This window comes from Enterococcus raffinosus, from assembly GCF_018917525.1.
GTDB classification, from domain to species: Bacteria; Bacillota; Bacilli; order Lactobacillales; family Enterococcaceae; genus Enterococcus_A; species Enterococcus_A raffinosus_A.
Genome location: NZ_JAHLOS010000009.1, coordinates 80089 through 92318 on the forward strand (window position 1 = coordinate 80089; position 12230 = coordinate 92318).

At 42.2% G+C, this 12230-nt stretch carries 13 protein-coding genes; 4 read left to right on the forward strand and 9 right to left on the reverse strand.

Annotated features, from left to right (window positions below):
* Nucleotides 1–31: 31 nt before the first annotated feature.
* The 3 genes from KQI58_RS08250 to KQI58_RS08260 are packed head-to-tail and all read right to left on the reverse strand — an operon-like array spanning nucleotide 32 to nucleotide 1932.
* The gene (locus tag KQI58_RS08250) at nucleotides 32–1132 is read right to left on the reverse strand and encodes a PTS fructose transporter subunit IIC (RefSeq protein ID WP_216408129.1); all 1101 of its coding nucleotides are present in this window, start codon (nucleotides 1130–1132) and stop codon (nucleotides 32–34) included.
* An 18-nt stretch (nucleotides 1133–1150) separates the two neighbouring features.
* Nucleotides 1151–1474 (reverse strand): PTS fructose transporter subunit IIB, encoded by a 324-nt coding sequence (locus KQI58_RS08255; RefSeq protein ID WP_216408130.1) that lies wholly within the window; start codon nucleotides 1472–1474, stop codon nucleotides 1151–1153.
* On the reverse strand, nucleotides 1471–1932 hold the full coding sequence (locus KQI58_RS08260) for a PTS sugar transporter subunit IIA (RefSeq protein ID WP_216408131.1): 462 nt from the start codon (nucleotides 1930–1932) through the stop codon (nucleotides 1471–1473). The genes KQI58_RS08255 and KQI58_RS08260 overlap by 4 nt, the downstream gene beginning before the upstream one ends.
* Before the next feature lie 242 nt (nucleotides 1933–2174).
* Here KQI58_RS08260 and KQI58_RS08265 point away from each other — a divergent pair, with 242 nt between their 5' ends.
* Entirely contained in the window at nucleotides 2175–4109 is a 1935-nt protein-coding gene (locus KQI58_RS08265; protein ID WP_216408132.1) for a BglG family transcription antiterminator, read from the forward strand.
* Here KQI58_RS08265 and KQI58_RS08270 read toward each other — a convergent pair.
* The 3 genes from KQI58_RS08270 to KQI58_RS08280 all read right to left on the reverse strand — a co-directional run bounded on the left by KQI58_RS08270 (nucleotide 4076) and on the right by KQI58_RS08280 (nucleotide 5968).
* Nucleotides 4076–4345, reverse strand: coding sequence for a hypothetical protein (locus KQI58_RS08270; protein ID WP_253295844.1), 270 nt, complete (start codon nucleotides 4343–4345; stop codon nucleotides 4076–4078). The genes KQI58_RS08265 and KQI58_RS08270 overlap by 34 nt on opposite strands.
* A gap of 1 nt (nucleotide 4346) precedes the next feature.
* A complete protein-coding gene (locus KQI58_RS08275) occupies nucleotides 4347–5294 on the reverse strand; it encodes a class I mannose-6-phosphate isomerase (protein ID WP_216408133.1) in 948 nt (315 codons plus the stop codon).
* Nucleotides 5295–5401: 107 nt separating this feature from the next.
* Nucleotides 5402–5968 carry a cysteine hydrolase family protein gene (locus KQI58_RS08280; protein ID WP_367397925.1) on the reverse strand — a complete coding sequence of 189 codons (567 nt, stop codon included), beginning with the start codon at nucleotides 5966–5968 and terminating at the stop codon, nucleotides 5402–5404.
* 202 nt (nucleotides 5969–6170) lie between these two features.
* Between KQI58_RS08280 and KQI58_RS08285 the strand changes: the two genes are divergently transcribed.
* Entirely contained in the window at nucleotides 6171–6434 is a 264-nt protein-coding gene (locus tag KQI58_RS08285; protein ID WP_253295846.1) for a hypothetical protein, read from the forward strand.
* A 96-nt stretch (nucleotides 6435–6530) separates the two neighbouring features.
* Here the strand turns inward: KQI58_RS08285 and KQI58_RS08290 are convergent, their stop codons facing one another.
* Together KQI58_RS08290 and KQI58_RS08295 are read right to left on the reverse strand one after the other, a co-directional pair.
* Nucleotides 6531–7406: an ROK family protein gene (locus KQI58_RS08290; RefSeq protein WP_216408137.1), complete on the reverse strand. Its 876-nt coding sequence runs from the start codon at nucleotides 7404–7406 to the stop codon at nucleotides 6531–6533.
* Nucleotides 7407–7538: 132 nt separating this feature from the next.
* Entirely contained in the window at nucleotides 7539–8957 is a 1419-nt protein-coding gene (locus tag KQI58_RS08295) for a glycoside hydrolase family 1 protein (protein ID WP_216408138.1), read from the reverse strand.
* 265 nt (nucleotides 8958–9222) lie between these two features.
* On the opposite strand from KQI58_RS08295, the gene KQI58_RS08300 reads away from it, so the two are divergent.
* Together KQI58_RS08300 and KQI58_RS08305 are read left to right on the forward strand one after the other, a co-directional pair.
* On the forward strand, nucleotides 9223–9936 hold the full coding sequence (locus KQI58_RS08300; RefSeq protein WP_216408140.1) for a GntR family transcriptional regulator: 714 nt from the start codon (nucleotides 9223–9225) through the stop codon (nucleotides 9934–9936).
* A 211-nt stretch (nucleotides 9937–10147) separates the two neighbouring features.
* Complete coding sequence (locus KQI58_RS08305; protein ID WP_216408142.1) at nucleotides 10148–11497, forward strand: PTS sugar transporter subunit IIC; 1350 nt, start codon at nucleotides 10148–10150, stop codon at nucleotides 11495–11497.
* Nucleotides 11498–11717: 220 nt separating this feature from the next.
* Here the strand turns inward: KQI58_RS08305 and KQI58_RS08310 are convergent, their stop codons facing one another.
* Nucleotides 11718–12161 (reverse strand): MerR family transcriptional regulator, encoded by a 444-nt coding sequence (locus KQI58_RS08310; RefSeq protein WP_216408144.1) that lies wholly within the window; start codon nucleotides 12159–12161, stop codon nucleotides 11718–11720.
* Nucleotides 12162–12230: the final 69 nt, after the last annotated feature.

Below are 12230 nucleotides of genomic sequence, written 5' to 3' on the forward strand. Positions count from 1 at the left end.
CTTGCATCGCCAGTGCCTATTAATTTTTGAATTAATTTTCAAAGCTGATATCGATATCTTCCAATTCAACTTCTTCTGTTTGTTCTTCCTGTTTATTGAAGTTGACGAATAATGGCGCGACGAAGCCGATGAAGGCTGCTCCGACGAATAGACCAATCAGATACGCCCAGCCGTTCCCGACTGTGAAGAAGCCGTAGATCCCTCCCACTGGCGGCATTTTTGCGTACATGCCAAGCGCGATACCCAAACCTGATGCGATCGCGCCGCCGAGCATGTTGATCGGCACTAGTCGCAGCGGATTGACCAGTGTAAATGGAATGGCGCCTTCTGTGATCCCAATGAAGCCCATCACAAAGTTGTTGCGTCCGGCATCTAATAATTCTTTGTTGAACCGTTTCTTATGGAACAATGTTGCCAATGCGTAACCAAACGGTACCGCACAAATCGCTACATTCACAATAATTGCTGGTAAATAAACACCTTCTGCTAATAACACATTTCCAGCCATCCAGGCAGCTTTGTTCACTGGTCCACCTAAGTCAGACCCGATCATTGCGCCCATGATCATAGCCAGCAAGATCTTGTTCACATCGTTTTCGATCATAGTACGAATCCAATCAACGAGACTGGTATTAATCCAGGCTAACGGCTCCGATAAGAGTGCCCCCATAACGATCGCCACAGACATAGTCGCGATCAACGGTAAGATGACTAACGGCATCACACCTGAGAATGATTCTGGTAATTTGATTTTTTCCTTCGACCATTTCACTAAGTAACCGGCTAAGAAACCAGCGATTACCGCACCAAGGAACCCGGCATTCGTACTTGAAGCAACGGCACCGCCGATAAACCCTGCACCTAATGCAGCTTTGTCACCGATGGAATAGGCGATAAATCCGGCTAATACCGTATTAATTAAGCCAATTCCTGTCCAACCAACCTGTTCGATCATATACAGTGCATGCTTGAAGCCTTCTGCCTCTGCGTATGGATCTAAGCTCGTTATTCCCATGCCAAGGGCGATCATTTTCGGGATCGCAACGACTAGGGAAGCACCAATAATCAACGGCAGTACAAAACTGATCCCACTCATTAAGTGGCCCTTTAAATCTGCTAGAACTTTCTTCATCATTCTTGCTCCTTTTCTTTAATTTGCTTGTCTTTGCTGAACAGCAGCGATACATTTCTTCAAAACAGCTTCTGGGGCCTTGATACACGTATTGATATTCACGCGAAGCTGCGGTTTTCCTTCAAATCGTTCCAGTCCCTCCACCTTTTGATCCGTTGCTAATAATAAAAAATCGGCCTCTCTTGCTTCTGCTGCACTGATCTTATTGACTTGTCCTAGTGAGCCCTGTTGTTCGATTTTGACATCATAGCCCATCTTCGCACCAGCCTTTTCTAAGGCTTTGGCGGCCATCGGTGTGTGTGCCAAGCCTGCTGGACACGCGGAAATTCCTACTATTTTCATTTAATCCTCTCTCCAATCATTTCTTTTTTGATCAATTCAACTAATTGTGTTTTATCTTCTGATTGTTGAACCTGCTGGATAAACGTCTCTTCCAATAACGCCGTCGCCAACCGACTCAGCATTTCCAGATGAACCGTTCCTCCGTCTTCTTTGGGAACCATTAGGGCAAAAACATTTTTTACCGCGGAATCATCAAAAGTCTCCCATTCGATCTCCTGTTTCAAACGAATGAATAAAACAGTCGGCTTCAAAACGGTTTTCGCTTTCGCATGCGGGATCGCAAAGCCATCCTGCAAGCCAGTCGAATATTCTGCTTCACGTTCGATAAAAGCTTCGCAGGTCTCAGCCGCATTTGCGACAAATCCCAATTCATAGGCATAATTCGCAATGACTTCAAATAGTTCTTCCTTCGAAGCGACCGCTACATCCAAAAGGATTGTTGATTCGTTAAAGTCCATATCGGAAGCCCCTTTCTTAATTGTTTAGTTTTTTGATTCATGTAACGTTTCGCTTTACACGTTTAATTTACGAGTTCTGGGCCTCGGTGTAAACACTTCCAATTTCCAACTAATTTGGCAATCATTAGTAAAGCGTTTTCCAAAGAGATTGCCAACTCTTTTGGAAAAATCCAGTACGGCGGAACGATTTCAATCTTTTCTTCTATATTGTATGATTGGGTTAAGAACCGGAGGTGAAATACGTGTCAAAGCTTGCTTATCAGCGTTTAGATGACCTACTAGAATTATTAGCCAAACAAACCACTCCGCTGCCGATGAAGGAATTAGCCAAAAGCTTCTCGATTTCTGAGCGAACCGTGCGAACGGACATTGCCAATCTAAATGATCTATTAAGCAATGTCGGTGCCACGATCACTCTCCTTCGTGGACAGGGCTATTTACTGACGATTCATTCTAAAGAACAGTTCAACGACTGGTGGACAGAAAGTATGACCTCTGCGGAATCTTTTTTAACGACCAGTGAAGAACGCCAAGCTTATTTACTGTTCCTTCTATTTAAGAATGAAACCCCTTTATCGTTGGATGATTTTTTGGATCGGCTGTTCATTAGCAAAAATACTTTTTATTCTTATTTAAAAACAGCTCGCGACAATTTGTTGACCTATCAATTGAAGATCATCAATCGTCCCAACATTGGGTTTGAGCTTCTAGGGAACGAGTTTGCAAAGCGGCAGGCAATCAGCGATTTATTGATCGAAAAAGATTTACAGGAATATCTAGTGGGCTTTACGGAGATGGAGTTGGCTCTATTTGACAATATCGATCTTGACCTCTTACAACAGCTGGAGCTTGAATCCCTCGCGCCTTTGGGATTATTGGATTCGGATTATTATCATAAGAATATTCTTTCTCATTTTGCCTTAGCGTTAAGTCGTTTTCTTGATGGGCATGTCATCACTGATTTTCCTGTACGCGTTCCTATCTTGAAGCAGGAAGCGAAAGCTGCTCTCGGTCATTTTTTAGCCGAAATTGATCGTGCCTTCGACATTCAATTGACCGCTGATGAAAAGGAATATTTCACGTACTATTTGGCATTAAATGCACCACGTCTGGTTGAAACCGAACTGACAAGCATCTCTTCGACAGAAACCGCGAAAACCCTTGTTGAAGAGTTATTGCAGGCGATTAAGCGTACGTCAAACTTCGATTGGGTTCAGGACGCAACACTGGTGGAGGATCTAACCTCACATATTGAAGGCTTTATTAATATGAACCTGATGGAGGCCCGCCGCAGCAATCCTCTGTTGGCGACGATTAAAAAGTCCTTTCCTCAGGCTTATGATTTGTGCCTGACCCACTTAGAAATATTAGGGGAAAAGCATGGATTGTATTTTTCGCAAGACGAGGTGGGCTACATCGCCTTGCATATCGCAGGCGCGATGGAACGAAACTCTGTCAGCAATAATCGAAAATATCGGGTGATTCTTGTCTGCGGAACAGGGCGCGCTATGAGTCGGATCATCGAAGCCAAGATCAATAAAAATTATCAGGATACCCTTGAGGTAGCGGATCGGCTTTCCTATGTAGAGCTGCAGCAATGCAATCTATCCACGATTGATTTCGTCATCACGACCGTACCGCTAGAGCAATTAAGTGTGCCTCATATCTATATCAATATGGCAAAATTAGATAAAGAAATCGTTAAAATCGAGAACTTCATAGCGAATTTTAATGAAGCAAACGGTGAAATCTATTCGTTGTTTCGAGAAGAGTTTTATTTTTACGTTGACGTAGAGAACAAAGAGCAGCTACTCAAAAAAATGACGCAGCAATTATTCCATCTGGATTTTGTTCCCGAAGAATTTCACGATAGTATCATGAAACGGGAAGCCATCAATCAAACCAATATCAATGAATGGTTGGCAATTCCCCATCCAATGTCCCTGTTGGCCAAGCGCTCAGCAGTAGCCGTCGCAGTACTGCCTAAAGGTGTGGATTGGGGCGAGGGCGATCTAGTTAAATTTGTTTTCCTGTTTGCCATTAGTAAAGAAGACTACGAAGATACAGAGGAAATCTACAGTCTGCTGCTGGAATTAATGGAACGCGAGGATATCCAGCAAGCGATTCTGCAGCAAAGCGACTTTCAAAATTTCTTAAAGCAGATCAAGCAATTGTAAAAGGAGTTGGGAACTTTCCCAACTCCTTTTTCGAATGATTCATCCATGTAAAACAGGTGCATCAAGCGCATCGCCAGACCCTTCAGCATCAACAACGAACGCCCGGCACCCGATACAAAAATTCGGTTGGCTTGTTTGATACTCGCGATTAATTGATCGATTTGGCCTTGATCGATTTTTTTCAACGTCTCCGCCAGCTCCATTGCCGCCCTGTAGGCAACTTCTTTGGTTTCCATCTTATGCCTCCTTATTTCTATAGCTGGCAACGAACATATCCAATGCTCCGGTAAATTCCAAGTGCTCAATCCCCGCTGGTATCAAGACTGTTTCCCCCTTCGAAATCGGGTGCTCATTGACCGTACCGTTACCAGCTACTACGGTGATAAAGGCAAAACGCTTGAGCTGATAGGTTCCTTGTTCTTTTGTTTTAATCCGACTCAAGCTATATAAACCCGGTTCATCCCAATAATCAGTGATTTCACAGCCGTTCTGTTGATAGGGCTCGATCCAAACAAATCCTTCTGAAGTATCAGGAACTAAAACATTCTCCCATACTTTATCGATGTGTAATTCTCTTTCTTCTCCGGTATTCGGGTCCACTCGCCCGTAATCATACAAGCGATAGGTCAAATCCGCATTACGAGAAATGTTGTAGGTCAAGACATCGCGATTGATGGCGTGCAATGTGCCCGCAGGAATATCAATAAAATGATCCTTCTTAGCAGGCAAGTATTTCAACAGCTTGCCCCAATCGCCGGCATGTGCCCATTCCGCAAATTCTTCTTTGGTTTTCGCATGGTGTCCAAATTCGATTTTTCCATCCGCGGGTGTATCTAGGATTACCCAAGCCTCTGGTTTTCCTCGTGAATTGTCGTGCTTCAAGGCATAAGCATCATCTGGATGCAGCTGGACGGATAAATCGGCTAAAGGGTCTAACAAATTCACGCGAATCGGCAGCTCTTCTGTCTCGCACTCAAACCAATCTGGATAGTGCGTGTACAGCTGAGAAAGTGTCAGGTCAGTACCAACAACTGGACAGTCCGCTGCTCCCGGCAAGGCAACCACATTGTAGACTTCACCAATTGGATAAATATCGGTCTGATAATTGAAGGTTTCCAGCATCCGCTTGCCGCCCCAAATGCGTGCTTCGAAGAATGGCACTATTTTGACTAGTTGTTTTTCCATCACAAGCCCTCCTAATGTTTCCGCTTACAATTAAAATTATACAGACTTGACATTCTTTAGCAACAGCCCCCTAAAAAGTCTGATTTTTAGGGAGCTGTCTTCTAGTTTTATTTTTTCGTCGATTCGATTTCTTTCAACATTTCCGCCGTCTGGATTATTTGCCCTATTTTCGGAAACAGCTTGTCAAAGAAAATGTGATGCAGCTCTTCATCACGATCTCCGCAGGCATCCTCGACTACGATCACATCATAACCGTATTGATAAGCATCTAAAGCAGTCGCGTACACACCATTAGCAGTGGCTACTCCGGTTAAAATGATCGTATCAATTCCTCGTCGGCGCAATTGCAAATCCAAATCCGTGCCGAAAAAAGCACCTGGATTGTGTTTTTTTACTTTAAGAACATTCTTAGTCGTCTCATCTCCAGCAATAGGCATGACAAATTCTGTAAAATCAGCTGGAACATTCCCATACGCTTTGCCGCTGCCTTCTCTATTCAAAAATCGCATCGTTGTTGGATCAACATTAACTAACGTAATTAAGCCTGCTGTATTTTTTATACTTTCGGCTAATTGATTATTTTTTTCGATGATCTCGTTTGCTGAATAGGGCTTCAGTGCGCCAGTACCCACGATGCCTTTTTGCAAATCAATAACGACCAATGCTGTTTTCACTAAATCTAATTTCCTCAAATAAACCACTCACTTTCTAGGTTTCAAACAGGTTTAGAAAATTCCCTTTCGTAATTTACGCCAACTTTCACTGTAAATCCAGTCAAAAGGCACGATTTAAGAAGTAAAGCGTTTCATTTAATAATTGAGATTCCCTCATTTACTAGGTACAATAAAAGAAAATAATTGATCTGAGGAAAATCTTATGAAGAAAGCACTGCTTGTTGTCCATCGCTATCAATTTGCACAAGATAAAGAATGGGGCTTTGTTGCAAAAGACTATGCTACGTCGGATATGATCAAGAACATTTCAACTCTTTATCCCGATTATGAGTGGCGTCCAGCAACCTTGGCCCAAACCAGACAGCTTTTGCGAGAGGTTGAAATTGATCTGCTGCTGTTAGTTCCGGTACTAAAGGATCATCTAGCCAATTGGATGCGTATCCCCATGTTGAAGTTGATTATCTGAAAGCTGATGAGTATGGCAAAATCAGCAAAGCGCCGTTTCCTTTTATGCGAACAGACTAATAAAAACCACCTTCCCATTGGAAAGTGGTTTTTATTATTACTCCTGTTCGGTGATAAATTGATAAACGGCACCGATCAAATTCGCCTGACTCAAGAATTTGCAGGGCATGATAGACAACTTCAATTCCTTCGCGCCTTTTTCCAACAACAGCTCCTGCACACGTTCCTCCAGATTTACCAATAGATCTGCTCGTGTCGAGATTCCGCCGCCGATCAGTACCCGATCGGGATCTAATGAGACCAATACATTATAGATGCCAATACTGAGAGCGTTATAAAATTGCTCAATTTGTTCTTTCGCCAATTCATCCCCTGCCTCAGCCAAATCAAAAACTTCTTTGCTGGTATACTCACGGTCGTCTGCTTTGAGCTTGGAATAGCGTTTCGCCATCGCCACCGGGCTGCCTAGATCGCTCAATGTTTCCAGCGTATCATGGTTCATGATCTGATAACCAGACTCGCCGCCAAATAGATTCGCTCCCGTCCGTAATTTTTCGTCAATGATGACACCGCCGCCGATCCCTGTCCCGATGATCATTAGCGCAACTGAGCTCAGCCCTTGCGCATTTCCATGCCAGACCTCTGCTAACGCGGCACAGTTTGCGTCATTTTGAAACGACACAGGAATCCCTAGAAAGTCAGCCAATTCTTGTTTAATCGGAAATCGATGCAAATAAGGAACCGCACTTACCCCGTAAATTACCCCTGCTTCAGCATCCACCGCACCTGGTGCACTGATCGCCACACCATCGGTAACCTGATGCTCGTCTACCAACATTTTTAAATACGCTTTCATTTCTTCCCAAGTTTTTGGGGTCTCAACACTAGGTAGTTCGACTAGTCCATTGGATTGCCATAATCCACTTTTTATTGCTGTTCCGCCAATATCAATGGCTAATATTTTTTGACTCATTCCTTGCTCCTCCTCGTTATCACGTGTTAATTCAGATTTTAAAGAAGAAGAAACAACGATACAACATCCTACGCACGAAAAAAACAAATTCCAACAAAAAAACCAACCCTTTCAGATTGGTTTTCCCGTTTATTAAACTAAACGATCCACATCGTACTCAAAGCCGTTTTGATCGCTTAATTGTTTATAAAATTCTCCGCTTTTCTTGATTGTCCGCTTTTGCGTCGCTAAATCTAAGGAAACTAAACCATAACGATTTTTGTAGGCATTAATCCATGACCAGCAATCAATAAAGGTCCATAAATGATAACCCTTGATATTGCAGCCGTCATTGATCGCCTTCCATAGATAAGCCAAATGATCTTGAATGTATTCAATGCGATAATCATCGATCACCTGTCCTGTTTCATCCATAAAGCGTTCTTCATTGGCGACACCCATGCCATTTTCCGAGATAAAGGCTTCAATGTTGCCGTAGTTTTCCTTGATATCCATACATAGATCGTGAATGCCTTTTTCATAAATTTCCCAGCCGCGGTATTCGTTCATCCGGCGGCCTGGCATTACATGATTCTCAAAGAACCAATCTGGTAAAAATGGCCCTTCTGGATTAATAGCAGTTAGACGAGCCTTCACCCGCTTTGGCTCATAATAATTCAAGCCTAAAATCTGAGCCGTATTTTCTTTGATGCACATCATATCCTCTTCAGTATAATCAACAGGCAGCTGATCATATTCCCGTAGCAACTCGACTAATTTTTCAGGGTACACGCCTTTAACCATTGGGTCTAGAAAGCTGCGGACATAAAATAGATCCGCAATTTCTGCCGCCTTCACATCCGCTGGGTTTTGACTACGCGGGAAGGTCGGACTTAAGTTTAAGATGACACCGATTTTACTATTTAGTTTAAGTTTTTTATGCGCCGCGATCGCCTTCGCATGAGCTAAGATCGTAAAATGGGTCGCCTGTGCGCCGCGTTTAAAGTCAATCATATTTGGATAATGGAAATCTTCTAAATAGGAACCTAAGATCGGACCCAACGGCTCATTAAAAGTGAACCAATGATAAACCAGATCGCCAAATTCTTGAAAACAAGTGTCAGCAAAATGCACATATGCCTCTACCACTTCACGCGATTCCCAGCCGCCTTTATCCTGAAGCGCTGCCGGCATATCAAAATGATACAAATTCGCAAACACTTTGATGCCATTATTGTTCATCTCGGTAAATAGATCGCGATAGAATTCAATCGCTTTAGGATTGACTTCACCGATACCATCCGCTGGAAACATTCGTGCCCAAGAGATCGACACACGGAAAGAATTGTGTCCTGTTTGCTTCATCAGCTGGACGTCTTCTTTGTAGCGATGGATATGATCGGTAGTCGTTTCTGAACTGATTCCTTGGTAGAAGCGATAGGGTTGCTCCTTATACCAGCGTTCCCAAACGGTTTCTGCTTTTCCTGTTTCCCCGCGACCTTCTGCTTGCTCGGCTGACCAGGCTGATCCCCACCAAAAGTCCGTTGGAAAAGTTAATTGCTGTTTATTCATTGTAGTCCTCCTCGTTCCGATTAAAAGTGAAGCCCATTTTCACGCCATCTCTTTCTAAATATACGAAGTAGAATTGGCGGTTAAAGGCAGGTTTTCTTGTTTGCTCATTCATCATAACATCGCTTACTAAAAAATAAAATAGTTTTTTAATTAAAAGAATATACTTTTAAAATTAAATGATTCTTTTAACAACGAAAGCATTGCTAAAACCTCGTAAAAGTATATAATTATTTATATCTTTAATCGTTTGTTAAAGGAGGTAATTATGAAGAAAAAGGCAAAATATATGGAGGTCTATCTAGATGTAAAACGAAAGGTTGAGGATGGTACCTACGCGATTGGGGAGAAGCTGCCAGCAGGTACTGAGTTAGCGAAGCTGTACAATACGAGTAAGTTAACCGTCAAAAAAGGGTTGGATATGCTTGTTTCAGAAGGCGTTCTACATAGTCGAAGCGGATTTGGTACCGAAGTATTACGGAAGCCGATCGATAATTCAAAGATTTTCGGACCTAGTGAAGGACTCATGAGCGTCGTAGGCGAAGAGCATGTGGATTCAGAGATTCATACCTTTTCCATTGAGTTGCCTTCTAAAAAGGTTGCTGAAATGCTGCAAATAGACGAAAAGGACTATATTTATAATATTGTTCGCAGCCGCTTTGTAGATCAGCAGCCCTATTCATTGGAACAAACCTTTATGCCCCTTTCCATTATCCCTGGGTTGGTACCAAAGCATCTAAAAAAATCCGTTTATTCCTACATTCGTGAGGAGCTGCATTTAGAGATCAACGCCTCTCACGTTTGGATGAAGGGTGTCCTTGCGACAGAATTCGATGCTAAAATCTTAGGGATCGACGTTGGCGACTTCATGATTGAGATTGAAAAGAGTGTTTCTTTAGCAAATGGCACACCTTTTGAATACTCAATTACAAGACATTTGTACCAGGACTTTATTTTTGAAGCTGTTTTTGTAGAGAATTGATTCCTTGAGCTGAGTGGTCAGCTCTTTTTTTGTCACTTTACGAAACAAAGATATATATTTTTGTAAAAAGGTATTTACTTTATCGCAAATCCGTTTTATTATGTAATCAAGGTAAGTGCTTACAACTAAAAACATAAGGATGCGGTTCCTTTTTTCGCAGGATACTGAGAGAAAGATCAAACTAGCATTCTACAAAAAAGGAGAATCTATCGTGGAGAAAACAAATAAAAAGGAACAGCTCTTTGAACGCTTCGGGATTATCGCGACCAAGCTAGGAAATCAGATCCACATGCGAACGTTGCGTGACGCTTTTGCTACATTCATGCCCTTCATGATGCTAGCTGGTTTCGTAACCTTGATCAACTACGTTATCTTAGAACCCACCGGCTTCATGGGGAAAATCATCAACCCAGCCACCCTGATGAAGATTCAAGAGATCGGCATGTCAATCGCCAATGGTACCCTAAGTATCACAACACTATTAGTTGTCGCTGCAGTTTCTTATCATATGTGTGTCAGCAGAAATTATACCAATCATATTGCAGCTGTCTTAGTATCGATCTCGACTTTCATCGTTTTGACACCGATGAAAACCATGTTCACACCGGAAAATGCCAAAAAAGCGATTGAGGTGACTGGCGTTATTCCCGGTTCACATACGGGCGCTTCTGGGATGTTCGTTGGTATCTTTGTTGGTTTATTAGCAACAGAACTCTTCATCAAACTATCCACAAATGAAAAGCTGCAAATCAAATTATCGGGAAATATTCCGCCAGCTGTTTTGAAATCATTCAACGTCTTGATTCCGATCATGATTACTGTCACAGTATTTGCGATTCTTTCCTTTGGTGTTAATCAATTGTTCAATATGGATGTCAATGGTTTGATTACAAAAGCCATCACAGGTCCTTTGAGTCATATCACCACCGGATTACCTGGCTTTGTGCTGATTACATCAATTGCTAACTTGTTCTTCGGCTTCGGGATTCACCAAGCCGTGATCTCTGGTTCATTACTTGATCCATTCTTATTACAAAACATGCAGGAAAATATGGCTGCCTATGCGAATAACGAGCAAATCCCACATATTATCAATATGGCCTTCAAGGATACCTTTGCTGTAATGGGTGGCTCTGGAAATACCATCGCTTTACTGATTGCGATTTTCGTTTTTAGTCGTCGAAAAGATTACAAAGATTTTGCGAAATTATCTGTTACACCTGCCATATTCAATATCAGCGAACCGATCATCTTCGGTCTGCCGATCGTATTTAATCTAAGCTTGATTATTCCATTCGTTTTGGCTCCGATCTTCTCGCTAGTAACAGCCTATTTCGCGACAGCTGCAGGATTGATCAATCACGTGGTTGTCCAAATCCCTTGGACAACACCGCCAGTGATTTCAGGCTTTCTGGCAACGGGTGGTGATTGGCGCGCCGCTGTTTTGCAAATCATCATTATTGCAGTCAGTGTCTTTATCTACTTGCCGTTCTTGCGAATCGATGAACACGTAACAGCGAAGATGGCTCAAACAGAAGAAGCAGCAGAAACAAGCAAATAATAAGCAAGGCTTCACGAACTCGCTCAGCTTTTGAGCAATAAGACCTAAATATTTCTAAATTGCCTCTTAAATTTCGAAATATTTTTGCTTATTGCCGAGAAAGCTAGTTCGTGAAGCCGGACATGGATATCCCTGTTGTAAAGCAATTTATTCATGTGAAAATTTCATGCTTTCCTTATAGTGCAGCAAAAGAGACGTTCAAGCATTGAACGTCTCTTTTCTATACTCTAAAACCGTTGGCTAATTGCAGTTCGGCTTTTTCTTTTTTTACGAAAGCCACCTGAGCATCGATTAGTTCTTTGGCTATCGGCGAATTGTAACGATCGATTTTGATGTCAATTTCTTTCAAATTTTCCATCAATTGCGCCTGCTGACGTAACACTTCCTCTTTATGTGCCTGCAATAGCGCTTTTCGTTGAGGGATCGTCTTAGAACCATCCATGCAGTATTCAATGTATTGCTTGATATCATGGATTGGCATCCCCGTATTTTTCAGGCAGCAAACGGTGTGGATCATATTTAAATCTGATTCTGTAAACTCTCGATAACCAGAATCATTTTTAGCAACAAACGGCAACAGACCTTTTTTGTCATAAAAGCGAATTGTTGAGATCGTTAAATCAAACTTTTCGGCTACCTCTTTGATTGTATATGTTTTTGCCAAATGATTTCTCTCCTTTTTCCAAACAAAACGATTGCCCTAAACCATGGTTCAGGGTTTATGCTTACATTA

Coding starts and splice junctions, on each gene's coding strand:
- KQI58_RS08260 (WP_216408131.1), bottom strand. CDS start 1,932: ATGGACTTTAACGAATCAACAATCCTTTTGGATGTAGCGGTCGCTTCG.
- KQI58_RS08275 (WP_216408133.1), bottom strand. CDS start 5,294: ATGGAAAAACAACTAGTCAAAATAGTGCCATTCTTCGAAGCACGCATT.
- KQI58_RS08255 (WP_216408130.1), bottom strand. CDS start 1,474: ATGAAAATAGTAGGAATTTCCGCGTGTCCAGCAGGCTTGGCACACACA.
- KQI58_RS08295 (WP_216408138.1), bottom strand. CDS start 8,957: ATGAATAAACAGCAATTAACTTTTCCAACGGACTTTTGGTGGGGATCA.
- KQI58_RS08285 (WP_253295846.1), top strand. CDS start 6,171: ATGAAGAAAGCACTGCTTGTTGTCCATCGCTATCAATTTGCACAAGAT.
- KQI58_RS08300 (WP_216408140.1), top strand. CDS start 9,223: ATGAAGAAAAAGGCAAAATATATGGAGGTCTATCTAGATGTAAAACGA.
- KQI58_RS08290 (WP_216408137.1), bottom strand. CDS start 7,406: ATGAGTCAAAAAATATTAGCCATTGATATTGGCGGAACAGCAATAAAA.
- KQI58_RS08270 (WP_253295844.1), bottom strand. CDS start 4,345: ATGGAAACCAAAGAAGTTGCCTACAGGGCGGCAATGGAGCTGGCGGAG.
- KQI58_RS08250 (WP_216408129.1), bottom strand. CDS start 1,132: ATGAAGAAAGTTCTAGCAGATTTAAAGGGCCACTTAATGAGTGGGATC.